Consider the following 25,271-nt stretch of genomic DNA (forward strand, 5'->3'; position numbering starts at 1 on the left):
TGTGGAAAAACGCGCACCGTAGCGCGTGTAGGGGAGCGCCCGCGGGCGCAGTACTCAAGAAGGAGGGACACATGGCTAAGTTTGACATCATCGCCGCCACCGGTTGCCCGACCGGCATCGCGCACACCTTCATGGCGAAGGAGGCGCTGGAGAAGGCAGCTGCCGAGCGCGGTCTGACCATTAAGGTCGAGACCCATGGCCAGGTCGGTGTCGAGAACGAACTCACGAAGGGTGAGATCGCCGGTGCCAAGGCCGTCGTCGTCGCAGCCGATAAGGATGTCCAGGCGGAGCGTTTCGCCGGTAAGCCCATGGTTTCCGTCGGTGTTTCCAAGGCCCTGTCCGTCGAGGCTGCCGGCAAGCTGATTGACCGTGCTCTCGCCGCCAAGGGCGACGACACGGTTGCGGCTGCTGCCGATGTCGAGGATGAGGTCGAGGAGAAGGAGTCCATCGGTCACATCATCTATAAGCACCTCATGAACGGCGTCAGCCACATGCTGGTCTTCGTCGTTGCCGGTGGTGTTCTGACCGCCGTTTCGTTCCTGTGGGGCATCACGTCCTTCGACTCGACGGCTGCCGACTACAACAGCTTTGCCGCTATGCTCAAGATCATCGGCGGCATCGCCATGAACCTCATGGTTCCCGTGCTTTCCGCCTATATCGCCGAGTCCATCGGCAAGCGCCCGGCGCTCGTTCCCGGCTTTGTCGCCGGTATGATCGCCATCCAGGGCCTGCCCGTTAATGCCGAGACCGGCATGATCGATGCCGGCGGTGCCGGCGTGGGCTTCGGCTTCCTGGGCGGCATCGTCGGCGGCTTCCTCTCTGGCTATGTCATCCTGCTGCTCGAGAAGGTTTTTGCCAAGCTGCCCAAGAACCTGGACGGCCTCAAGGCTATCTTCCTGTACCCGCTGTTCTCGACCGCCATCGTCGGTCTGGTCATGCTCGGCATCTCCGGCCCCATGGCTGCCATTAACACCGCCATGATGGACTTCCTCAAGGGTCTGTCTGCCTCTGGCGCTGTTGTCCTGGGTCTTGCCATTGGCTGCATGTGCGCCTTTGATATGGGCGGCCCGGTCAACAAGGCTGCTTACGTCACCGGTACCGCTATGCTCACCGAGGCCCTGGCTGCCGGTGTCGGCACCGACACCTATAACTTCGGCACCAACTTCATGGCTGCCGTCTCCGCCGCCTGCATCGTTCCGCCGCTGATCACCACCTTCGCCGTTATCGTCGGCAAGAAGTACTTCAGCCAGGAGGATCATGACGCCGGTATCGTCAACCTCATCCTTGGTTGCACCCACATCACCGAGGGCGCCATTCCGTTCATGACCAAGAACATCTGGCCCGTCATGCCCATCATGATGCTCGGTTCCTCCATCGCCTCGATTCTGACCATTATGTTCAACGTCCACGATCCGGCGCCTCACGGTGGTTTCCTGGTCCTGCCCGTTGTCGAGAACGGTCCGCTGTGGGTCCTCGCGATCCTCATCGGCGCCGTGGTCGGTGGCATCCTGTTCGTTGCTTTCAAGAAGTATGACTTCGAGAAGAATCAGAAGGCCGCTCCCGCCGCTGCCGCTAAGCCGGTCGAGGCTCCCAAGGCCGCTGCCGTCGAGGCCCCCAAGGCTGAGGCTTCCGACTTCGTGAAGGTCGAGAACGTTTTTGTCGCCGAGGATTTTGCTTCTCGTGACGAGGCCCTGAGCTTTGTCTCCAACCAGGCTGTCAAGGCCGGTATCGCTGACGACGCCGACGCCGTAATGAACGCCTTCCTGGCCCGCGAGGCCGAGGGCACCACGGGCATGATGGAGGGCTTCGCTATTCCGCATGCCAAGTCTGATGCCATTACCGAGGCCGCCGTCATCGTCGTCAAGGACGACTCTGGCGTGACCGGTTGGGACACCATGGACGGCGCTCCTGTCAACGTGGCTATTGCCCTGCTCATCCCCGGTGCCCAGGCCGGCACCACGCACCTCAAGATCCTGTCCAAGGTCGCCGAGGCGCTCATGGACGAGGGCTTCCGTGCCACCGTTAAGGGTTCCACCGACGCTGCCGAGATCGCTAAGACGATCAATGCCCGTCTGGTCTAATCCCGCAGCTTGCGAATAACATCGCCCCCTGTATATAAGGCGGAGACTCCATCAGGGGTCCCCGCCTTTTTTCAAGTAACCCGGTACTGAGGGACATTTCCTTCCTGCCGACAGTTCGGCATATTCCTCAGTTCACAAGAGGGCATAGATAGCCCCATCAACCAGATCAACCAGGCGAACAAATTATCAGCCAAAATTTCGTTCGCACGATATTGCTCTGGACCGACCGAGTTTCCGCAGCTCGCCTGCCGGACGGGGCGGTTAAGTTTGTCGCGAGTTCCGCACGCAAAGGAAAGCACTTAATGTGCTTTCCGTCTTGCGCAGGACTGTAGAGCAGCAAACTTAACCGCCCCGCCCGGCAGGCGAGCGTGCAGGAACGACATCTGTCCAACAATTCGTGCGAAACATAATGAAAAACCGTTTGATGTGAGTTAATATAATCAACGTCGTGAATATGGCTCCTGTCGCATTGCTGATAGGGGTTAAACACAAAAAAGGAGTCAATTATGGTTTCTGAGAAGGCTACCCTCGTTAATCCTCAGGGTCTTCACATGCGTCCGGCTGGTCTCTTCGCCTCCACCATGGGCAAGTACGCCTGCGACGTGACGGTCGTCACCCCCGAGAAGGAGGTCAACGGCAAGTCCCCGATGGCCCTCATGGCTGCCGGCATCCCCTGCGGTACCGAGGTCGAGGTCAAGTGCGACGGCGCTGACGAGGCCGAGGCTCTGGCTGCTGCCATCGAGCTCATCAAGAGCGGTCTTGGCGAGTAGAACTCAAACGGGTCGCATGTTGAACAACTAAGTTCATATTTGGGGGCGCAGTGACCTGTTTAAAGGGAACTGCGCTCTTTTGTCATGGATATGGCAAAACGCTTTATCACATGACACGGAGAGAGGAATAGGAATGTATCAGGGAGTCAACGCTTCCGAGGGCATCGGTATCGGCACCGTCATGGTTGCCGTCGAACCCGACTTGAGGTTTGAGCCGCACGAGGTTGCTGATTCGGCAGCAGAGAAGGAGCGCTATCAGACCGCCCTTTCGGTCTTCTGCGAGAAGACCCAGGCTCAGGCCGACCACATGAAGGAGACGGTGGGCGAGGCCGAGGCCGAGATCATGAGCGGACACATTGTCCTGGCTCAGGACCCGGGCATGACCGACGCCATCAACGCCGCCATTGACGGCGGCACCTGCGCCGAGCAGGCGCTCATGGACACCTCGACCATGTTTGAGAACATGTTCCTGTCCATGGACGATGAGATGTTCCGCCTGCGCGCGGCAGACATCGCCGACATCCGCACCGGTATTCTGGCCGAGCTTTTGGGCAAGGAGGTCGTCGATCTCTCCGTCCTGCCCGAAAACACTGTCGTTGTCGTGCACGACCTTACGCCGTCCATGACCGCCACGATCGATAAGGCCCACGTTGCCGGTATCGTCACCGAGACCGGTGGCCGCACGTCGCACTCCGCGATCATCGCCCGCGCCCTCGAGATTCCGGCTGTCCTTTCGGTTGCCAACAGCTGCACCGCGCTGCGCAACGGCATGACCGTTGTCGTCGACGGTGGCAAGGGTATCGTCGAGGCCGATCCCGACGAGGAGACGCTCGCCGCCTACACCGCCAAGGCCGAGGCTTTCGCTGCCGAGAAGGCAGCCCTCGAGGCTTTCCGTGGCAAGCCGTCCGTGACTGCCGATGGCATCAAGAAGATCATTGCCTGCAATATCGGTAACCCCGATGACGTGCCCAACGCGCTCGATCACGACGCCGAGGCCATTGGCCTGTTCCGCTCCGAGTTCCTGTTCATGGATTCCGCCGAGCTTCCTTCCGAGGAGGAGCAGTTCAACGCCTATCGCAAGGTTGCCAGCGCGCTCAATGGCGCTCCGGTCATCATCCGCACGCTCGACGTGGGTGGCGACAAAGAGATCCCGTACCTGCACATGGTCAAGGAAGAGAACCCCTTCATGGGCTTCCGTGCCGTGCGTTACTGCCTGGCCAACCCCGACCAGTACAAGGTACAGCTCCGCGCTCTGCTGCGCGCCAGCGCCTTCGGTGATGTCAAGATCATGATCCCGCTCGTCACTTGCGTCGAGGAGGTCTTGGCCGTTAAGGAGCTCGTCGAGGAGTGCAAGTCCGAGCTGACCGAAGAGGGCCGCAAGTTCAACGAGAACATCGAGGTCGGCATTATGGTCGAGACGCCTGCCGCATCGCTGATCGCTGACCGCCTGGCCGAGGTCGCCGACTTCTTCTCGATCGGCACCAACGACCTGATCGGCTACACCATGTGTGCCGACCGTGGTAACGACACCATTTCTAACCTGTACCAGGTGTACTATCCCGCCGTGCTTCGCTCGCTCAAGAACATCATCGAGAGCGGCGTCAAGGCTGGCATCATGGTCGGTATGTGCGGCGAGGCCGCTGCCGATCCGCTGCTTGAGCCGCTGCTGATCAGCTGGGGCCTCGAGGAGTTCTCGATGAGCGCTCCGTCTATCCTGCGCGCCCGCAAGACCATCAGCCAGTGGACCAAGGCCGAGTGCGACGATCTCGCCGAGAAGGCGCTCGCCTGCAACACTGCCGAAGAGGTCAAGGCGCTGCTTGAGGCTGCCGCTCGCTAATTTGGTATCAGAGGTAACCGCGTGGTTGGAATGGGCTGGCCGCGCGGCCCTCAAATATACAGGGGGTACTGTAAATGTTCTACACGCTAACCGCTAACCCGGCTGTCGACATGACGGTTTCGAGCTCTCCGCTCAAGCCCGACGAGAACGTCCGCACCGGCTCGGCCAGCTACACGGCTAACGGCAAGGGCCTCGACGTGTCCTTCGCCTTTAAGAAGATGGGCGTCGACACCGTCGCGCTTGGCTTCTTCGCCGGCTTCACGGGCAAGTTCATCGTCGAGGAGGTCATGAACCTGGGTTGCCTGTGCCGCCCGGTTTGGACCGACGGCATTACGCGTATCAACACCTATGTCAACGATGGCCAGCACGAGTACGGCATCCTTAACCCCGGCGCCCCGATTACGCCGGAGCACCAGAAGGAGCTCTACAACATCCTGGACACCGCGGGCGATCTTGAGTGCCTGATCGTCTCCGGCTCCGTGCCTCCCAAAGCTACGCCCGACTTCCTGGCTCAGGTCATGGATCACGCTCAGGCTCGTGGCGCCGACGTCGTCCTGGACCTGTCTTCCGACAAGCTCAAGGAGCTCGCTCACAAGAAGCCGCTGCTCATCAAGCCGAACCATCACGAGATGAAGGCCATCTTTGGCGTGCCGGTCGACACCGACGACGAGGTCCGCGTTGCTATGAAGATGGCTCACGATGCCGGCGTCCAGAACGTGCTGCTCACCCGTGGTAGCCGCGGCGACGCTTACTTCTCCAACGGCGAGGACATCTGGTACGCTAAGCGTGAGTTCAACATCAAGCTGGTCTCTTCCGTCTGCGCCGGCGACTGCACGCTCGCTGCGTTCCTGCACAAGTGGTACAGGGATCGCGATAACGTCGAGGAGGCCATGAAGCTCGCTATGGCCACCGGCGCCAACGTTGCCGAGTCCGTGGGCATCGGCGACTTCGGTCACGTCGATGAGTATAGTAAGCGCGTTGCTGTCCGCAAGCTCGATCGCAAGTAAGCGAAACGCTACATATTCGTGGCTATATGGCGCCCCGGTTTAAGCCGGGGCGCTTATTTGTAAATTGCAAATGAGCTTCAGGGCAAGCACTCATGATTTTTTTGCCCCGCCTTGCTGCTTTTCTGGCGACCTGCACGCGTTCTACACCGTTCGCCGAGTTGCTATGGTCTTTTCACAAGGTGTGGAATATACTTTCATTATCACGTTGCTTTGTGAAAGGAACATTCATGATTTACACGCTCACTGCAAATCCCGCCATTGATTACAACATTTCCTGCGACGGACTTTCCGCCAACACCGTCACCCGCACGCGCAACGCGGTCTATACGCCCAATGGCAAGGGTCTCAACGTCTCGTTCACCCTCGATCACTACGGTGTCGACACCACGATCCTGGGCTTTTTTGCCGGCTTCTCAGGCGAGTATATCGTCAAGGGCGCCGAGGCCCTGGGTGTGCCCGTCAAGCCCGTGTGGACTGACGGCATCACGCGCGTCAACGTTTTCCTCAACGCCGGTCCCGATACCGAGTACAACATGGTCAATGCAGGCGCTGCCATCAATGCTGCCAACGAGCAGGAGATGTTTGAGCTCATCGATTCGCTCGACGACATGACCTGCCTGGTCATTAGCGGCTCGCTGCCCCCCAACACCTCCGAGGGTTTCCTGGCCGAGGTTCTTCGCCGTGTTAAGGCAAAGGGTGCCGAGTTCGTGCTCGATATTTCGAGCCATCAGCTGGCCGATCTCATTGCCATGGAGCCGTTGCTCATTAAGCCCAACGACGACGAGCTGCTCGACATCTTTGGCATTAAGGTGAGCGGTGGCGACGACGAGTCCGTTAAGTGCGCTATGGCTGAGCTGCACGCCAAGGGCGCTAAGAATGTGCTGCTGACCCTTGGTGGCGACGGCGCGTACTTCTCCAACGGTGAGCACATTTGGTTTGCCAAACGTACCTTTGAGGTCAAGCTGCTCTCGACGGTCTGCGCCGGCGATTCCTCGCTTGCCGCCTTCCTGTCCGTGTGGCACGATGCCCCCGAGTGCGTCGAGGACGCCCTGCGCCTCTCGATGGCAACCGGTGCCAACGTGGTCGAGTGCCCTGGTTTGGGCGATTTTGCCAAGGTGGACGAATATAAGAAGCACATCGACGTTCGCCAGGTCTGCTAACCGTTTAGACACATCGTTGCCGAACACCCGCTTTGGATCTCCGAGGCGGGTGTTTTTATCTGTTGGCCGCATGGGCTCTACTGTCTCGTTCGCGCGAATCGACGATGTGATTTCATGTGCGCTCACGCTTGTTTCTTGCTAGACTGCTTGAGAACCATCGTTTAACGCTCTCAAGCGTAGGAGGCCATAGGTATGTGTAATGTTTCGCTCAACGGTACGCAGCCCACAGATGCCTCCCTGCGTGTGCTACGTGCGCTTGAGGACGCCGGTCTCGAGGCCTGGTTCGTAGGCGGTTGGGTGCGTGACGCCCTGATGGGACGTCCCAGCCACGATGTTGACATGTGCTGTAGCGGCCTGTGGCAAGAGTCCAAGGCGGCGCTCGAGGCAGCCGGCATTGCGGTAGTTGAGTCGGGCATAAAATTTGGCGGCATTACCGCCCTTTGTGACGATGAGCGTATTGAGGTCACGACGTATCGCCTGGACGGTTTTTACACCGATGGTCGCCATCCCCAGAGTGTGGAGCGTGCGGCGTCGCTTGAGGACGATCTGGCACGTCGTGACTTTACCGTTAACGCCATGGCTTGGCATCCCCAGCGCGGTCTTGTCGACCGTTATGATGGCCAGGGCGACCTGGAGCGTAAGCTGATTCGTGCCGTTGGAGATCCCAAGCGTCGCTTTAACGAGGATGCGCTTCGCATGCTGCGCGCCGTGCGTTTTGCCTGCCGTCTGGATTTTATGATCGAGCCTAAGACCAAACAGGCGCTTGCCGAGTGCTCGCCGCTGCTCGATGCCGTGGCACGCGAACGCGTGGGCATTGAGCTCGAGGGGATTCTATCGACCGGACATGGGGGAGACGCGATGCTACGCTACCCCGAGCTTGTTTGCGCCGCCGTGCCCGAGCTTGCGCCGGCTCGTGGGTTTGACCAGCGCAGCGTCTACCACGCCTTTAATGTCTACGAGCATATCGCTCGCGTTTTGACGGTAGCGGGGGAGCTGGCACTGTGTGACGGCGTGGCGCCTTCGTCGAGCTTAATGTGGGCAGCGTTTTTGCACGATGTCTCCAAGCCCGATTGCTTTACGGTCGATCATGCGGGCAGCGGCCACTTTTACGGTCATCCTGAGCTTGGTGCCAAGAAAGCGCGCGCTATTATGGATCGCTTGGCGCTTTCGCACGATTTGGTTCGCGACGTGTGTCTGCTTATCAGGTATCACGATAAGCCGTTGCGCCCCGAGCGCTCCTGTTTGCTCAATATGATGCGCTCGCTTTCGGGTGAGGGCGTCGACACGCCGCGTTTGATTGACGAGCTTATGGACCTTAAGCGTGCCGATACGCTGGGTAAGGCACCGTCGTGCTTCTATTACGTCGAGACGATCGAGGAGATGCGTTCGCTCGCACACGAACTGTTGGAAGCGGGGGAGCCCTATACGCTTAAGATGCTTGGCATCAACGGAGGGGACCTGATTCGCGCCGGCGTCAAACCGGGGCCTGAGCTGGGACAGCTTCTCAACGTCGCCCTCGACGCCGTGATCGAGAAGAACATTCCCAACACCCGCGAGGCCCTTCTGTCCCACCTCAACCTGGGGTAGCTAATTTGGGACGGGGCTTTTTTAGCTACCCCCGCTGTCAATAGGACGAACAATCGTGATTCTGGCAGGGGTAGCTAAAAAAGCCCCGTCCCAAATTAGCTACCAGGTTGACCTGCTTGTTCCATAACCTCACGACAAAATTTGGCCAATTTGGAATTTCTTCTTGCGCTCGCGTTTTTTGTCCCGTAATATATGTCCTCGCAGCACGGCAGTGCAGATGTCATGTGGCCCGTTCGTCTAGCGGTTTAGGACGCCGCCCTCTCAAGGCGGAGATCACCAGTTCGAATCTGGTACGGGCTACCACTTCTTTTCTGCCGAGGCTTATGGCCCGTTCGTCTAGCGGTTTAGGACGCCGCCCTCTCAAGGCGGAGATCACCAGTTCGAATCTGGTACGGGCTACCAAGTTTTGGATACCCGACCTTCTTTTCGAAGGGCGGGTTTTTTATTACCTGCGGGCTTGTCTGTTAATCCCATTTGCCCCATAGCTTTACGTTTTGCTTGTCTCCCATACGGGTACAATAGGCCAGATACATTGACGGTCAGAAGGAGCCTCATGACGGAGTCCTCTCAGCATACCCCAAAGCCTCAAGTCGATGTTTCGGGCGGCGATGACAACAAGAGCGCACGTCGTGGTGCCATCTTTATTGGCATTGTGCTGGTGGGCTATATTGTCTATTTGGTCGTGACCGGTCAGATGGGTCAGTTCTGGGCCGCCATGGCTAGCGTTCAGGCGCCGTGGCTCGCTGCCGCGTGCTTCTGCATGTTCTTATACTTGTTTTTTGGCATCGTGGCGTACGCGATTGCCGTATGGCTCGATCCCAATTCGCCTGTCGGCATCCGCGACCTCATTTCGGTCGAGGCGAGCGGCATCTTCTTTGGCAACCTGACGCCCATGATGATGGGCTCCACGCCTGCCCAGATTTATCGCCTGACCAAAGCCGGGCAAAATGTGGGCGAAGCGGGTGCCACGCAGTTCACCCGCTTTATCGTGTACCAGTTTGGTTTGGTGGCATGGGGTGCCATTCTGCTGCTCGCCCGCATGCCGTTTTTCGCCGAGCGCTATGGCGACATGACGCTGCTTTGCGTCTTTAGTTTTGGCGGCCACTGCTGCATTCTTCTCGGCATCTTTGCCGTGGCGTTGATGCCCAAGACCGTCACGCGCGTCGCACATTGTATTATCAATTGGCTCGAGCGCATGGGCGTTTCCGCTACTAAGATCGAGGGCTGGCGCACCTTTGTCGATGGCGAGATCTACTCGTTCTCCGAGAAATTCAAACTCTCTGCCGGCCATTTTTCGTCCATGCTGCTCACGGTCGTCATCACCATGTTGCAGCTGGCGTTTTTCTACCTGGTTCCGTATTTTTTGATGCTTGCCTTTGGTCAGTACGACGTTGACTTTTTCTCGGTCATGGCGGCGAGTGCTTTTGTACAGCTGTTGAGTTCCGCCGTCCCGCTGCCTGGCGGCACCGGTGGTGCCGAGGGCGGCTTCGCGCTGTTCCTGGGTCACTTTTTTGGCACGGCAGCGACTGCCGGCTATCTGCTTTGGCGTCTGATTACCTTTATCGCGCCGACCATTTTGGCCGCCCCTCTTTTGGGCCTTAAGAGCGCTCATAACGAGAGTATCCATGCACGCTGGGACCGTATGATGTGCAAGCTCGGGCGCACTCCTCAGAAGCCTTCTGCGTCCGTTAAGGCACATCCAACCTCTCAGGTTACCGTGGACCCCAATCAGCATGCTCAAAAGACTGCTGTGGCCTCTAAACCGGCACGGAAGACCTATGTTCGTCAGACTGGCGACGGTATCCGCGTTTCCCCTGCGGCGCTCAATAAAAAGAAGCGGCCCTAGAGCCCAGTTGGTGAGTCGTGCGTTCTTAATGATGCTCGTCATTGCGATGCTAGATGTAGGATAATCCTCTTACGTTGATTATCTCCCACTTGTACAGGAGCTATAGGTGGGCAGTTGACATGAAGGGGACACGTCTATGGACACCACTAAACCGCGCCTTGACCGCCGCATCGTTCGCAGTCGCAATGCGATTCTTTCGGCATTCGAGCGACTGCTGATGGAAAAGCCCCTCGCCGATATTACGGTGAGCGCCATCGCGCGCGAGGCAAATGTCGACCGTAAGACCTTCTACGTGCACTTTGGCACGGTGGACGGCTTGCTCGATGCCATTGCCGTGGATGTGGTCGAGATGATTGTCGACTCAGTCGAGAAGACGCTTTCCTCTATGGGCGGTAACACCAACGAGCGAGCACTCGGAGCGGCGGCGACCTTCTTCAAAACCGTTAACGAGGCGCTTTGCAACAATTTGGTGCTCAATCGCCAGCTGATTGAAAACATTCCGCTCGACGACTTTATGGCTCGTCTTCGTGCGCCGCTCGAACATGAGATTGCCGAGCGCGATCTGCTGCCCCAAGGCCTCAAGGACGAGATGTTCGATTACTACCTGGCGTTTCTGCTGTCCGGTATTATCGGTATCTATCGCACGTGGGCATTATCCGACGGATCGGTTCCCATCGAGCGCGTCTCGGCGGTCGCCAACGACCTGACCCTGAACGGCCTTTCGAGCCTAGAGACCCGTTTGTCTTAGTGCGGCATCCCCTGGGGCTCCCTTGCCGTTTAGGTCGTCTATCCGTAGTGTGATGCTCGATTGGTTGGGATGGATCTGAGTAAATACGCCCGGCGATACCCGAAAGATCGGTATCGGTTTTCTTGAATTATTGCGGGAGAGTGGTAAAACCTAATTTAGGTTGTTTTGAACCCGGTGACTATGGCCTGATTCTGATGGATATTCAGATGTTTGTTATGGACGGGCAAAGTAGCAATAAAACAGAGATTGAAAAAATATGTATGAATAATATCGTTTCCTTGTTTATGTTTAGTCGTTGTGATTATGAGAAAGTAAAACAGAATGCATGGGAAGAAAACTGGAAAGCCATGCGGCTGTATTCTGTTGTGGCGCTTGTTGCCTTTGGAGTCATAACGCTGCTGAGTGCGGTTTCCCTGAGTATCGGAAATTATAAATGGGTGTATCTGGCCTATACGTTCCTTTCTTTGCTCTATTTTTGCATTTCTCGTTGTCAACTTAGAAGCTTCTTGGGGAAAGAGCTGGTTATATACAGCTTTTTTGCCGCGCTGCTGCTGTTTGGCATTATTACGGGAACGGTGATTACGCCGGAGGAGCTCACGGTCAACTACATTGTGTTCATGATGGTAGCGCCGCTGCTGTTTACCGCTAGAGCGGCGGTCATGAACGGGCTGATCCTGAGCAGCATGCTGCTCTATATCGGACTTGCTTTCTTTGCGCAGCACGACCCAATTCTTTCCAAAAACCTCGTGAATGTTATTCTGTACGGGGTGCTGAGTATGTTTCTGACTGCCACGATGATGCGAAGCAAGCTCCAGAGAATCCTGTACCATAAGGAAATGGAAGCGTTGGAAGTCGGCAAGCGCGAATCGCAGGAACGACTCCTGAATTACGAGAGATTCCTCACGGACATGGTTCGGTATGCCGCTTCAGAAGCAACTCCGGACAAAGTACTGAATCAACTGGTGGAGTATATCGGACAGCGTGTGACCGCCGATCGAGCGTACATCTTTGAACAGAATGACCGCGGAACGTTTGACAACACCTACGAGTGGTGCAAAGCGGGCGTACCCAAAGAAAAAGATAACCTGCAGGATGTGCCGTATGAAGGCATCATTGAAACATGGTTTGCACAATATCAAGAATCCAACAATGCCATCATCCATGACATTGAAGAATGCAAAAAAACAAGCGAAGCCATCTATGAACGGCTGAAACCTCAGGGTGTCAATACCTTTGTGACAGGGCCAATCAAAATCAACGGCAAGATGGTCGGATTCTACGGTGTGGACAATCCTCCCAAAGAGAAACTGCACGAGATCTCGAATGAGATGGATATGATCGAGTTTATGGTCTCTTTTATGATAAGACTGCGCGATAATGCGAATGCACTGGAGCACAGTGCGTTATATGACCAGCTCACAGATTGTAAAAACAGAAAAGCACTGGATTGGGCGTACACAGAAAAGCTGGAGAAGTACTGTCCCCTGGCGGTTGTCATGTGCGACCTAAATGGCCTAAAGGAAATAAATGATCAAAAGGGACATGACGCCGGTGATAAAGCCATTGTGCAGACCGCACAGACGCTGAAATCTGTGTTCGGAAAGCGTCATGTGTATCGGCTTGGCGGAGACGAGTTCATTGCGGTTCTGCCAAACATCACACATCCGGCGTTTCAGAAACTACTGGAAACGGCAAAAAGCCAACTGGGGGCTACCGCGTCCCTCGGTACGACGATAAGCGGCACAAAGGACACGGATTTTGAGTCGCTTCTGAAAGCCGCAGATGCGCAAATGTATGAAAACAAGAAGCAATACTACATCTCGGCAGGGAATGATCGGAGAAGGCACAGCTTGTGAGAGGGAAAAGCTGCGCATATAAACGTAAAACTGCACGGTAGTTCACGACTTTTACCGCACAGGGCAGCACGGTTCGTGATGTCGCTTTCAAGCAGATGGATGTTGCATTTAATCAGTCTGAAAATGCCCAGACGAGCATTTCGCCTGGGCAAGTAGTGCTCCGCCTTTCTTTAATCCTATTTTTCTCCGGTTGTTGTTTCGGTAAAATATGAGTTCTAGGACACTATTACCGAAAGTAGGTTGGGATGAGGCAGATTAAGCGTGCTGTGGCTTTTGCCCTCACCTTTATCATGTGCGTCGAGGCCCTTTTGGGTAACGGCGTTGCCAGCGCGGTTGCCCTTACGCTTGAGGACGCCCAGTCGTGGCAGGACATTGTCCAACCGTTTGCCGAGACCGATGCGGCGGGGGAGTCGGATGACAAGACCGGCTCGGACGCCGCATCGGGCGTCTCGTCGAGCGATAGTTCGGGTGAGGCTAGCGCGAGTGCTTCGAACGATGACAAGTCTGACTCAAGCACTTCCAACAACACCACCGCCTCCAACGAGGACACTTCTGGCAACCAGGACGCCGTTGACGTGGTCCCGCGCGACTGGTCGCACGATGCCAGCGCGCTCACGGTATCCTCCGAGGGCCTTGCCTTTGACAAGCGCTTGAGAGAGCTTGCTGAAGCAGGCCCCATCGAGGAAATTCCTGTGCAGCTGCCTGCCTCGCTCAACATCAAGTGTGTTCTCAACACGGCGCTGCTTGAAGGCGACACCTTTACCGTCGATCTTCCCGCCGGGCTCACATTCGACCTCGATTCGGCCAAGCTCCAGGACAATGATGGCATCAAGCGCATTGCCCTCTACCGCTTGGATGCTGAGGGCAATACCACGCGCATCCGCCTTGGGTATGCACAGCTCACTGCCTCTAAGCTTACTGTGGCCTTCGCTACTCCGCATGACGAGCAGACCGATGCCGACCTTTCCTTTGAGGCTAAAGAGTCCTTTGCCGTCGATGCCGATGTACTGCTCGATTCCGCGCTCCTCAAAGACGAGGAGTCAACGCTTGACTGGGCGATACAGCAGACGCAGACCGAGGGCGTGCGCACTTGCGAGCTCACTATTCCCGCGCGCTCCCATGTTGAGGGGCTTCTTGGGATTGATAGGGCCGATGCTTCCTCAACGGTTGCCGTCAATGTGGCGGGCACCTCCCAGGATCCGGTTTCTGCGGTGACCCCTGTGGGTTCTTACGGCAGCAAGATCACGTTCACCACGTTTTGGGCCGATAACAACAACGTCAACCGCCCGTCCGCGCAGGCTCTCCAGAATCGAAACGAATACCGTGTATTCTATTCTCTTGATGGCGGTAAGACCTATGTGGCGCTCACCAAGGACGGAGATAACCTGTCCGATGAGGCGGCCACGCAGCTCGGATTTACCCAGGAGATCCTCGATGCCGCCAAGACCGATGGCCACTTGGTAAGCGTTGCAGCGTCCACGGTCTCCGAATACGAGGCGTCCGTGGTACTCGCTGGCAAGCTTCCCGCCAAGGTCGTGACGCGAACGGACGACGGCACGGCGCAAGAACAGCCCATCACGTATGCAATTTCCCACGTGACGGCGGGCGATGGGGCCGTGGAAGTCAAAACTGGCTCGACACTCTATCCTAACTGCAACGCCGACCCTTCGCAGCGCTCTGAGTCTGGCGACTACATCGTGCCCGACTCCTCCATGCTGAGTGACCGTACGGACTATGTGGAGCCCTATGCCAAAGAATGTCTGATGATGCTCAAAAACGTTAGCTTTAACGTCGATGTCCACATCGGCAACGATATGGTGGATCACAACCTTTCCGGCGATAATGGCTGGTATTCGAGATGGGGTAAGTACCTGACCCTTACGGCTGCGCGGCATATGGGTGCGTCTGACGACAAGGATGTAAGCAATATCAACGGGGACGGTCTTCTGCAGCTCATCGAACACCAGCTCTTTAGTGTTACCTGGAATGACAATGCTTCCAACAACTATGTTATAAGCGGTCGCATGCCGGCCTACCATCCATCCGGCGTGTCGATGAAGTACCGCCTGATCCAGCAGACAATAGATAACTCCGGCACCTCCGGCTATCGCGATGCCTACGAGGTCTCCTACGACAACAAGGTTGTTCCCGACTATGCGAGCGATATCTCCGCGTGCTACAGCGGCGGTACTATGACGGTGCGCCATACGGGCACCACGCGGTTTGAGGCTACCAAGGTCTGGCTCGACGACTACGTGCCCGGTTCGACCGATTCCAATGGCAACGAGATTTCGCGCCCTGCGGCCACCTATACCCTGTGGCGCTATTCCGCAAGGCCCGGCAACGATGCGCGGAGCGCGGCGCAGGTGGTCGTGATGACGGGTGATCGCAAAGGCGAGTTCGTAAAGCTCGAGGTCACGGCCGAGCAGAATAATAAGCTGGGCGCGAGCTACAACAGTGAAGACGGTTCCATCAACAACGCTAAGATGGACCTTGGGAAGATACTGCTCGATAAGTACGGCACCGATGGCTTCACGCAGTTTGCCAAGTACGATCCCGAGGGCTACCCCTATATCTACCAGCTCCGCGAGTCGACCCTCGCGGGTTATGAGCATGTGTTCGGCACGGTCGACAACGAGGGCAACACGTCGGGCGATCTCGGTCCCAACTATTTCAGTGCAAGCGATACAAACACCGAGTATTTGCTTGATGGATGGATGCGCTCCGATTCCGACAACTTTGGCGTCTACAACGGCGGTACGCTCACCAATCGTCGTGCTGAGACCGAAACCGTTAGCGCCAAGAAGCGCTGGGATATCGGCGCCTATCAAGATCAACTCGGTACCGTCGAGGTGAGCTTTCAGCTCCAGCGCATCCTTAAAGAGCATGCTACATACAACAACGGACAGTGGTTCTCTAAGGAAGATCCCATGTATGGAGCTGATGGCTCGCTTATCGGCACCTATACCTGGAACGACGTCGCTGACGGTCGCGTCACGCTTAACGGCTGGAGCGCCGAGAATTCTGAGCAGTCCTTCTCGAAGAGCGGTCTGCCCCGATATGACGAGCTGGGCAACGAGTACGTTTACCGCTGGCAAGAGGTTGAGGTGCTGGACACGCAGGATCCTGACCGGTTCTCTGCCTTGCCTACCAAACCGGACGGCCCGTTTGAGTTTTTTGGCACGTTTACTGATGCTAACGGCAACCAGAATCTCCTTTTCTGTTATGGCGAATATGATGCTAAAGAGAAATGCTTTGTCAACAGCTACGTGGATACAGTTGATGCGACCGTTGATAAGTATTGGCAGGCCCTTGATGCCGAGGGCAATCCTATTTGGACACAGGATGCCAAACAATGTGGTAATGGCGTTGCTCCAAAGGTAACGGTCAAGGTAATCCGCAACGATTCGCTGCTTACAACGATTGAGCTGGACGGTCGCGTTGATCCCACGCCCAATTTTCAGACGATTCCTGGCTCTTCCTGGGAGCTTGGCTGGTGGGAGACGAGTCCTTGGCATGTTGAGTTTATCCGTCTACCCAAATATGACGACAACGGGTCTAAGTACGACTACCTCTTTCTTGAGGAATCGGTGGATGGCTTTAACCTAGACCATACGGTTCGCGGTATCGACCCCGAGTCTCGCAAAATCTATACCAAGTTTTATAACCGGCGCGTGATTGAAGGCAATGCCTCCAGTTCGAAATTTGCGGTCTCCAAGAAATGGCTTGATAGCGGCAACGCTGCCTCCCGCGTGCCTGTTGAGATTGGCCTGTATGCGAATCACGATATCGTTTCTCAAAGGGATGGACAGTTGGCCTATAGAGAGGGTGAACTGATTAATAAGGTCACTCTTAACGAAGAGAACTCTTGGTACGACGAATTAAATGTCCCAGTTGGCGGGCTTTCCAAGAATGACGTCTCTATCAGAGAGCTGTCTACGCTTAATAGCAGCGATACACCAGACGACCTAAAATATGAGGTCATCGATCGCGATACTGCTGTTCGCAGGGCTACATACGGCTCTTCCGAGGAGATTGCGGCCTATCGTTCGCTGCTTAGAAATTGGCCTGAGACGGATACCTCTACTCGCATGATCTCCAAGAACCTTTCGCAGGGCTTTTCGTATGAGGTTTCGTATGGGGAAAATCGCGATAAAAATTCTCTCGAGGTCACGAATCGCCGCGTTGGTTCGGTGGATATCTCTATCGATAAGACCTGGGCTGACGCTGGATCTGCTGCGATCAAGCGCCCCAAGGCTCAGATAACAATCTCTGCGCCCGCATCGAGCTCCGAGTTTACGTTTGTCTGTGACAACAGTCGGAAGCTGTTCGTTAGGGTTGCCGGTAAAATCGACCAGCCTCTAAAGAAAAAAGATTCGGAGGGCAACTTTAGCTCGCTAACTGGGTCTGCTGACGCCTCCGAAAACACCGATGTGATTGTTTCAGAGGATTCAAAGTCCATTACCTTTACGGTCGATGTGATCAAGGCCTCATCCTTCTTCTCCGTCGTGGGACTTCCTAAGTACGATCTTTCCGGCGCCATCGTTGATTGGAAGGTCGAGGAGAATATCGCCAATGCCGGTGACTATCGATCCGTCGGCGGACTTTCGAGCACAGACTTCGGTTCGCCCTGGCACCAGGAAGACCAGCTCAACTATTCGTTTACTAACAAGCGTACGGGCACCAAGGACGTGACGTTCCATACCAAGTGGTTCGACCACTACGTCAAGGACGTCCTCAACCAGCGCCCTGACGTTAAGCTGGTGCTGTATCGTGCGGCTTATACGTATGACGATAACGGCAATATCATTAAAGATGACGAAGGAAATCCCGTAATCACGCTCTCGTCGGTTTCTCCTTCCGAGTACGACGGCCACTTTGAGTGGGTGTCGTCCGACCCAGCCGATCGCCTGCGCAACGACACCAAGGGTGACTTTACCCAATACGCCACGTTCAAGAACCTTCCCAAGTACGACGGCAACGGCGGACAGTACGTCTATTACGCGCGTGTGGATATGAATGTCCTGGATGACACCAAGGGCGCGCTCGACTACTATGATGACGATACGGTTTCGCAGGATCCCTATACAAAGGACCCCGGCTCGTGGGATAAGGCAGATGACGAGGTTAGATCGTTTGCCGATTGCCTCCCTGCAGACAACGACCAGCAGCTCGTTTACCGTGAGGACTCGACGTTCAATTTCCATATCCACGGCTCGGTAACGGTCTCGGGTGAGAAGCTGTGGGAGAACGTCCCTGTCGGTTACTCCAAAGACGACCTGCCGGCGATTTCTATCTACGTGCAGCGCCGCCTGCTTGCGGGTTCGTACGGAGCTAACGGCAACTGGACCGATGGCGCTGCTTTGCCTTGGTCTGGCCTTGCACTGAATGTGGATGATACGCAGGCAAAGGGCTATACCGTGGCCAGCTCTAATACGGGTAAGACCGACTCTGGTCAGGATATCCTTGACGGCAAGACTGCTGTGGCCTGGACGGACAGCCTTGAGAAAGACGGCAACAAGTGGACGTTCAGCATCGGCCAGTACGGGGACAATTCCAATAGCAACGCTCTGCCGAGCGATAATAAGCTCGCGGCCTATGATGCCGAGGGACGTCGCATTGAGTACCGTGTGCGCGAGGTCATCGATGGCATTGTTGGTAAGCCTGGCTGGGACCTCAAGCCCGAAAGCGAACTCGAGAAGGCCTTTGACAAGGTCTACGATATTAGATATACGGACTTCTCGATCAGGAATACCTATAAGTCTAAGCAGAGCAAGCTCACGCTGTACAAGGTCTTTACGGGGCGTGCCGACGTTGACACCAAGTACCCTGACTCGACGTTTAGGCTGTACCGCTACTACGTCAAGGATGATGACTCCAAGAGCGCTCTGACCTTTGTGGCTGAGCAGACGCTCAAGGGCAAGGACGTCAATCATGCCACTGAGTCCGGTGCAGTCACGTTTGACAACCTCGACATCTACGCGCCCTCAGGTGCCAAGTGGCAATATGTTGCCGTTGAGGTTGTGCCCAACGGCTACACCGCCACGAGCGGCATGGGCGAGCTTGCCGCCGATGCTTCTGGTTTTAAGTCTTCGGATGATTGGGCGAATAAATATGACGTCGTTCTTCCCACGGACGTAAAAGGCACCCTCTCCATGGGTCCCACCGTTGAGCTTGATGAGAACCCTTCCGCAGTGAGCGAGACGTTTAAGAATGCCTACGTGGTTGATTCGGTTGACCTAAAAGGCCAGAAGAAGTGGGTCGACAGCAATAATATCTTTGGCACGCGTCCGGAATCTATCAAGCTGACGCTTAAGCGCTGGTACCAGAGCGGTGGCCCCGATGAAGAGAACCCTGGCGGCGTCACGCTGCAAAGCAGCGATCCTTCTAGAGCTAACTACATCGAATGGGATAAATCCTCTGGAGACATCTGGACCTATACCATCAAAAACCTTGAGAAGTGGGCACCCGACGGTACCGCTTGGAAGTATGAGGTCTCGGAATCGCCTGCTGACATGCCATACCAATACAAAATCAATGCCAAGAATAAAGGCGGATCGTGCCTTTCGACCGATCGTCCTAATTCCGAGGGCGTTCAGTTCCCGTTGATCCAGAATGAGTTGATGGGCCAAGTTGGGTTTAAAAAGAGCTGGGATCAGGTTGACGCTTGGGCACAGCGTCCTGCTCAGTACTACACGCTTCAGGCTCGCAAGCTTGGCTCCAGCGATGAATGGCAAGAGGCCGGCTCGTTCTTTGTCTCGTGTGGGATTGTCGAGGTCGATCTCGAGAAAGATACCAATTATGACAATACGGGCCTGATCGCCTATAAGCTTCCGGGCAGCAATCGATATACGGTCGATAAGCTCACCGCGGACGCTACAGATTCCACCACGTATGACTCAAACACTACTTGGACGAATCTTCCCTTGGAAGTCAAGACATCGAGCGGTGGGGTTAAGGTTGAGTACCGCGTGGTTGAGAGCCTGCTTATCTATGACAAGAAGGCAGGCAGCTCCAATACCGTCAAGGTCTACCTCGAGTGCGATAGGGACGGGAATTATTCAATTAAGAATTCCGCGCCGAGTGTCTACCTTCCCTCTCAGTCTGAAACCCATGAGCCAGATAGCTCAAACTGGAAGTCAAATATCACGAATGTGTGTACAGTGGGAACCACTTCTGTTACGGTGCAAAAGACCTGGAATGACAGTGGCAACGCTTGGGTAACACGTCCGGGCACGTCTTCTCCAAATGACTCCTGGGCTACGACGTTTGTTCTGCAGCGTTCCTCTGATGGTGGTGCTAATTGGCAATGGTTTACCAAGTACGGATCCGTTGTCGCCAATCCATTTGTCTACGATCCATTTAACGGTTGGATTCTTAACGATAACCTGCTTACCCGAAATGTCAATGTCGCAGATACCAATGTTTCCTTTGATGAGTTGCCTGCGCAAGGCGTTGGTGTGAAAGATCAGGCCGTTAAGTACCTTGTGTACCAATACCGCGCAGTGGAGCTGGTTAAGGGCAGCTATGAGGCCACGACTGTTTCGGAGAATGTTCTCGCTAGCAGCGGCGACGGGTCGATGCGTCTTGAGCTGGTGCCGGCCTCAGAAGAAGGGGTTCAGCGCTATGTGAACACGCTGCTGACGACCGCAGTTACCGGTACTAAGACTTGGAATGACTGGGGCTCGGGGCTTGCTTCGACGCTTGATCCTTCTACCTGCGGTATTGAGCTCAATTTGTATCGAAAGCTCGAGCGCGATGAGGAGCTAGTCGAGGTTGCCGATGCCACTGGCGCCCCGCGTGCTGCTGCGCCCACGTGGAGCAAGAATGAAGATGGCACCTGGACCTACGAGTTTACGGGATTGCCCCAGACCGACCAGAACGGCAAGGTGTATTCCTACAGCGTGAAAGAGGTCGACGGGTCCGTTGACGGTTGGTATAACGCTGAAAATAATAATGGCTCGCTTACCAACGCTGCGACGCGCTTGACGTTTGACAAGGTCGAGGGCGGCTCGGGCACCGGCGCCGCGACCGGCGATGCGCTCAACGGCGTGAAGTTGGAGGTCTCGGATAGCACTGGCAAGAAGGTCGCTACGTGGTCGCGCGATGAGAATGGCGCTGTCTCCGTTACTGTGGAGGACGATTACGGCAAGGCTGGCGCCGGCAAAAGCGCTGGCTGGATCGTGGGTTTGCCGGCAGGGGAGTACAAGGTTCACGAGGCTGTGGTGCCCGCGGGCCATGTCGCCGTGGCGGACTTCACGGTCAAGATCGGCGTGGATGGCGTCGTGACGCTCGAGGAGCCGCCCGAGGGCGTCGAGCTCGAGGAGCCGCTCGAGGGCGTCGAGCTTGATACTTCCGCCGCCAAGATCACGGTGGCCGACCCGCTCTACCGCTCCGCCTTCTCGCTGGAGAAGGTCTACAGGCACGGAGATTCCGAGCTGCCGGTCGCGGGCATGACGTTCGACCTCTACTGCGGCACCTACCATGCCTCCTCCGTTGACGGCGGCGGTGTGAAGATCGCCGAGATCGTGACGGACGCCGACGGCAAGTGGTCTGCCGATGGCTCCGTTCCGTGGATGAACCACGATGACGCCTTTGGCGTGCTCGCCGGCTACTTTGTCAGGCAGTCCGACGGCCTGCCCGCGGGCGAGTACTACCTGGTGGAGACGGGCGAGTCCGCGCTCACCAAGAAGCCCGGCGCGGTGAAAGAGTTCACGCTGGATGGCAGCGTTAGGGGAACGACGAAGGCCTTCAAGGTCGAGAACCGTGAGTTTAACGCGGGGCTCGAGATTCATAAGCGGGATGCGCTCACGCATTCTGCGGTTAACAATGCCACGTTTGAGCTGCGCTACACGCCCTTGGGCTCTACCGATGTTGTGACTATTGGCGGGCTCAAGTCTGGCTATTCTTACGCGCTCGGTGCCGCGGGCACGAGCTGCCTGGCCCCTGTTCCCGCTACGCCGGGCGCGCTCAGGGTGACGGGCCTCAAGAAGGGTCAATATCAGCTTGTCGAGACTTCGCCGGCGGTTGGCTATGCTTCTGTCGGGGCCGCCGGCACGGTTGTGCGAGAGTTTGTCGTGGGCGAGGGCTCGGCCGGGCTTGCAAATGTTGTCCCCGACCCCGATGTCACCAACATGCCGCTGCTGGGCAGCGTGACGATGCATAAGGTGGACACTGGCGGCAATGCGATCGCGGGCGCTCAATTTAAACTGCAGCGTTTGGCTGGCGGTGACTGGACCGATGTGGCAGACGGCCTCTATACGACCGACGCTGACGGGCGCATCACCGTGACGGGTCTCGCTTGGGGTACCTATCGCTTTGCCGAGGTCGCGCCTGCCGCAGGCTTCTACATGAGCGGCAGCGTCACCACCAAGAGCGTTACCGTCGGGGCCGATAACGTGGCGGGCTCCATCATTTCGCCCCTCGACTGCGGCACGGTGACCAACGAGAGGCTCGGCTTTGGGCTCATCAAGGTCAACTCCGCCCGCGAGCGCCTCTCGGGCGCGCGCTTTACGGTGACGGGCGAGTTCTCCGACGGCTCGGTCGCGCGCGTTCTCGTGACCGCCGCTGACGGCACGGCTTCGCTCCCCGATGGCCTGCTCGTGGCCGGGAAGACCTATACCGTGACGGAGACTGCGGCGCCCGAGGGCTACAAGATCGGCGACGGCTCCGCCGCAAGCGCCTCCGTCTCCTTCGAGGTGGGCGCCGACGGTTCCTTTAGTGCCGTTGGCGATTACAGGGGCGACACCTGGTCGCTCACCGGCAGCGGCGAGCTCTCGCTCACCATGAAGGACAAGGCCAACAGCATCTCGCTCTCCAAGGCGGACGCCGCGACGGGCGATTTCGTGGCCGGTGCGACCTTTACCGTCACCGGGCGCTTCTCCGATAGCGCCGACGGCTCAAAGACCGTCAGCCCCGTGGGCGGCGCCGTCGAGCTGCGCGGCCTCATCAACGGCGAGGTCTACCGTGTCGAGGAGACTGCCGCACCGGCTGGCTACGGGCGCCTGGACGCGCCGCTCTACGTTCGCTTCGACGAGCGCGGCGAGCGCCTTGTTGTGGTCGATAAGCGCGGCTCGGCGCTCTCGCGGGCCCCCGAGGGCTGGGACGTGGCTGACGGTCGTGCGATCACTGCCAACAACGTGCGCAACCGCCTGACGTTCGATAAGGTGGAGGGCGGCTCGGGCACGGGCGCCGTTGCGGGCTCCGCCCTCAACGGCGTTGCCTTCGAGCTCTCGAGCGGCTCCGATGTGGTGGCCACGTGGGCGCGCTCCGATGAAGGCGTGGTCTCCACGACCGTTGCGTCTGGCTATGGCGAGTCCGGCTCCGGCGCTGACGCGGGCTGGCTCGTGGGCCTTCCCGCCGGCACGTACCGGGTCCACGAGTCCGTGGTGCCCGCGGGCCATGTCGCCGTGGCGGACTTCACGGTTAAGATCGATGCCGAGGGCGTCGTGACGCTCGGGGGCGCGCACGAGGGCGTCGAGCTCGACGCCTCCGCCGCCAAGATCACGGTGGCCGATCCGCTCTACCGCTCCGCCTTCTCGCTGGAGAAGGTCTACAGGCACGGTTCTTCCGAGCTGCCGGTCGCGGGCATGACGTTCGACCTCTACCGCGGCACCTACCATGCCTCCTCCGTTGACGGCGGCGGCGTGAAGATCGCCGCGATCGTGACTGATGCCGATGGCAAGTGGAGTGCGGACGGCTCCGTCGAGTGGCTCAACCGCGATGGCGCCTTCGGCTCGCTCGCCGGCTACTTTGTCAGGCAGTCCGACGGCCTGCCCGCGGGCGACTACTACCTGGTGGAGACGGGCGAGTCCGCGCTCACCAAGAAGCCCGGCGCGGCCGGCGCGGTGACCGAGTTCACGCTCGGTGGCAGCGATAGGGGAGAGACGAAGGCCGTCAAGGTCGAGAACGACGAGTTCAACGCGGGGCTCGCCATTGAGAAACGCGATGCCGCGACCGGATCTCCGGTCAACGGTGCGGGCTTCGAGCTCGTCTACACGCCGCTTGGCAAGACTGACTCCGTGACGATCTCCGGGCTTAAGACCGGCTGTTCATATGTGCTCGACGCGACGGGCACGCAAGTGGCGGCGCATTCCTCAAATGCGGACGGCTGCCTTAAGGTGACGGGCCTCAAGAAGGGCGGCTATCGGCTGATCGAGACGGTTTCCGCAACCGGCTATGCGCCGGTTGCGCCGGGCGGCTCGCTCGTGAGCTCGTTCGATGTGCTCGATGCTGCCAATGGGGTCGGCAACGTGCTCGCCACGGCAGACAGCTCGGCTCCCGTCGTTACCAACGAGCCGCTGCTGGGTAGCGTGTCGATGCGCAAAGTCGACGAGGGCGGACAGCCCATTGCCGGCGCAACGTTTAAGCTGCAGCTCAAGAGCGGTTCGGACTGGGTCGATGTGGGCGATAGCCGCGCAACCGATACGGATGGCTCCATCGTGGCGACGGGTCTCGCTTGGGGCACCTATCGCTTTGTCGAAGTCGCCCCCGCGGCTGGCTATTACCTCGATCGCGAGGAAGTCGCTACAAACGAACTGACCGTTACGGCAGATAATGTGGCCGGTTCCATCGAGCTACCGCTCGACTGCGGCACAGTGACCAATACGGCTTTTGGCCTTAAGCTGCTCAAGCGTAATGGGTCCGGCGATGCGCTGCCCGGTGCGGTCTTTACTGTTGAAGGCCGGTTCGCCGACGGCTCCACTGTTGCCACGCTTGCTTGCGGCGACGATGGCATCGCCTCGCTTGGCTCGGCCCAGCTCGTGGCCGGGGAGACCTATACCGTGACGGAGACTGCGGCGCCTGCCGGTTACATGATCGGCGACGGCACCGCCTCGAGCGCGTCGTTCTCCTTCTCGGTTGCCGCGGACGGGTCTTGGTCCGCTGTGGGTGAGAGCAACCCCGCCGTCTGGTCCATGGGCGGCACGGGCTCCCTTGAGCTTGCTGTGACCGATAAGGCCCATAAGGTCTCGCGTTCCAAGGACGGCATGCCCGGCACGGGCGACAGTCTGTTTGCTGTCTCTGACGCACTCGCAACGCTTGGTCTCATGGCGCTTGCCATTGGCTTGCGTCGCACGCGTCGACGCAGCTAGGCGGTAATTAATTACGCCAAGGCGGGGCATACGGTTCATCACCGTATGCCCCGCCTTTCTTGTCTGATGCGTCATCCCGCGTTAGCAGCTGCTCTTCGCCGCTCGTATCGCTCTCGCCCATGATGGTGCCGCCGATCGCGTCGAAAATGTTGGTGTAAGGGTGACACCCTAGCGCTCGTTTAACGAAGAACGGCCTTCGTCCTAGAATCTGAAATCACCACAACAACAGGTTCTAGGAAAGGACGAAGACCGCTATGGAAATCTTATCAGACCCGACGCCGGACATG

The 25,271-nt window shown here is 57.4% G+C and carries 10 protein-coding genes and 2 tRNA genes; all 12 read left to right on the forward strand.

Features of this window, described 5'->3' with window-relative positions; genetic code table 11:
* Positions 1-71: 71 nt before the first annotated feature.
* The 12 genes from ACTQXI_RS03920 (at position 72) to ACTQXI_RS03975 (ending at position 24,984) form a co-directional block, all read left to right on the forward strand.
* On the forward strand, positions 72-2,081 hold the full coding sequence (locus tag ACTQXI_RS03920; RefSeq protein ID WP_441048795.1) for a fructose-specific PTS transporter subunit EIIC: 2,010 nt from the start codon (positions 72-74) through the stop codon (positions 2,079-2,081).
* Positions 2,082-2,587: 506 nt separating this feature from the next.
* Positions 2,588-2,851 carry an HPr family phosphocarrier protein gene (locus tag ACTQXI_RS03925; RefSeq protein WP_022094575.1) on the forward strand — a complete coding sequence of 88 codons (264 nt, stop codon included), beginning with the start codon at positions 2,588-2,590 and terminating at the stop codon, positions 2,849-2,851.
* Positions 2,852-2,984: 133 nt separating this feature from the next.
* Positions 2,985-4,688 carry a phosphoenolpyruvate--protein phosphotransferase gene (gene ptsP / locus ACTQXI_RS03930; protein WP_441548354.1) on the forward strand — a complete coding sequence of 568 codons (1,704 nt, stop codon included), beginning with the start codon at positions 2,985-2,987 and terminating at the stop codon, positions 4,686-4,688.
* A 74-nt stretch (positions 4,689-4,762) separates the two neighbouring features.
* Entirely contained in the window at positions 4,763-5,695 is a 933-nt protein-coding gene (locus ACTQXI_RS03935; protein WP_441548355.1) for a 1-phosphofructokinase family hexose kinase, read from the forward strand.
* A 227-nt stretch (positions 5,696-5,922) separates the two neighbouring features.
* The gene (locus ACTQXI_RS03940; protein WP_427717343.1) at positions 5,923-6,855 is read left to right on the forward strand and encodes a 1-phosphofructokinase family hexose kinase; all 933 of its coding nucleotides are present in this window, start codon (positions 5,923-5,925) and stop codon (positions 6,853-6,855) included.
* 192 nt (positions 6,856-7,047) lie between these two features.
* A complete protein-coding gene (locus ACTQXI_RS03945) occupies positions 7,048-8,442 on the forward strand; it encodes a CCA tRNA nucleotidyltransferase (RefSeq protein ID WP_441548356.1) in 1,395 nt (464 codons plus the stop codon).
* A 226-nt stretch (positions 8,443-8,668) separates the two neighbouring features.
* Positions 8,669-8,745 (forward strand) — tRNA-Glu (locus ACTQXI_RS03950).
* A 22-nt stretch (positions 8,746-8,767) separates the two neighbouring features.
* Positions 8,768-8,844 (forward strand) — tRNA-Glu (locus tag ACTQXI_RS03955).
* Positions 8,845-8,995: 151 nt separating this feature from the next.
* Positions 8,996-10,288: a lysylphosphatidylglycerol synthase transmembrane domain-containing protein gene (locus ACTQXI_RS03960; RefSeq protein WP_154515563.1), complete on the forward strand. Its 1,293-nt coding sequence runs from the start codon at positions 8,996-8,998 to the stop codon at positions 10,286-10,288.
* 136 nt (positions 10,289-10,424) lie between these two features.
* A complete protein-coding gene (locus tag ACTQXI_RS03965; RefSeq protein ID WP_441048792.1) occupies positions 10,425-11,036 on the forward strand; it encodes a TetR/AcrR family transcriptional regulator in 612 nt (203 codons plus the stop codon).
* A gap of 194 nt (positions 11,037-11,230) precedes the next feature.
* The gene (locus tag ACTQXI_RS03970) at positions 11,231-12,892 is read left to right on the forward strand and encodes a sensor domain-containing diguanylate cyclase (protein ID WP_441548357.1); all 1,662 of its coding nucleotides are present in this window, start codon (positions 11,231-11,233) and stop codon (positions 12,890-12,892) included.
* A gap of 245 nt (positions 12,893-13,137) precedes the next feature.
* On the forward strand, positions 13,138-24,984 hold the full coding sequence (locus ACTQXI_RS03975) for a SpaA isopeptide-forming pilin-related protein (RefSeq protein ID WP_441548358.1): 11,847 nt from the start codon (positions 13,138-13,140) through the stop codon (positions 24,982-24,984).
* Positions 24,985-25,271: the final 287 nt, after the last annotated feature.

It is taken from the genome of Collinsella sp. LCP19S3_C9 (assembly GCF_052121575.1).
Classification (GTDB): Bacteria; Actinomycetota; Coriobacteriia; order Coriobacteriales; family Coriobacteriaceae; genus Collinsella.

Coding starts and splice junctions, on each gene's coding strand:
- ACTQXI_RS03920 (WP_441048795.1), top strand. CDS start 72: ATGGCTAAGTTTGACATCATCGCCGCCACCGGTTGCCCGACCGGCATC.
- ACTQXI_RS03925 (WP_022094575.1), top strand. CDS start 2,588: ATGGTTTCTGAGAAGGCTACCCTCGTTAATCCTCAGGGTCTTCACATG.
- ptsP (WP_441548354.1), top strand. CDS start 2,985: ATGTATCAGGGAGTCAACGCTTCCGAGGGCATCGGTATCGGCACCGTC.
- ACTQXI_RS03935 (WP_441548355.1), top strand. CDS start 4,763: ATGTTCTACACGCTAACCGCTAACCCGGCTGTCGACATGACGGTTTCG.
- ACTQXI_RS03940 (WP_427717343.1), top strand. CDS start 5,923: ATGATTTACACGCTCACTGCAAATCCCGCCATTGATTACAACATTTCC.
- ACTQXI_RS03945 (WP_441548356.1), top strand. CDS start 7,048: ATGTGTAATGTTTCGCTCAACGGTACGCAGCCCACAGATGCCTCCCTG.
- ACTQXI_RS03960 (WP_154515563.1), top strand. CDS start 8,996: ATGACGGAGTCCTCTCAGCATACCCCAAAGCCTCAAGTCGATGTTTCG.
- ACTQXI_RS03965 (WP_441048792.1), top strand. CDS start 10,425: ATGGACACCACTAAACCGCGCCTTGACCGCCGCATCGTTCGCAGTCGC.
- ACTQXI_RS03970 (WP_441548357.1), top strand. CDS start 11,231: ATGGATATTCAGATGTTTGTTATGGACGGGCAAAGTAGCAATAAAACA.
- ACTQXI_RS03975 (WP_441548358.1), top strand. CDS start 13,138: ATGAGGCAGATTAAGCGTGCTGTGGCTTTTGCCCTCACCTTTATCATG.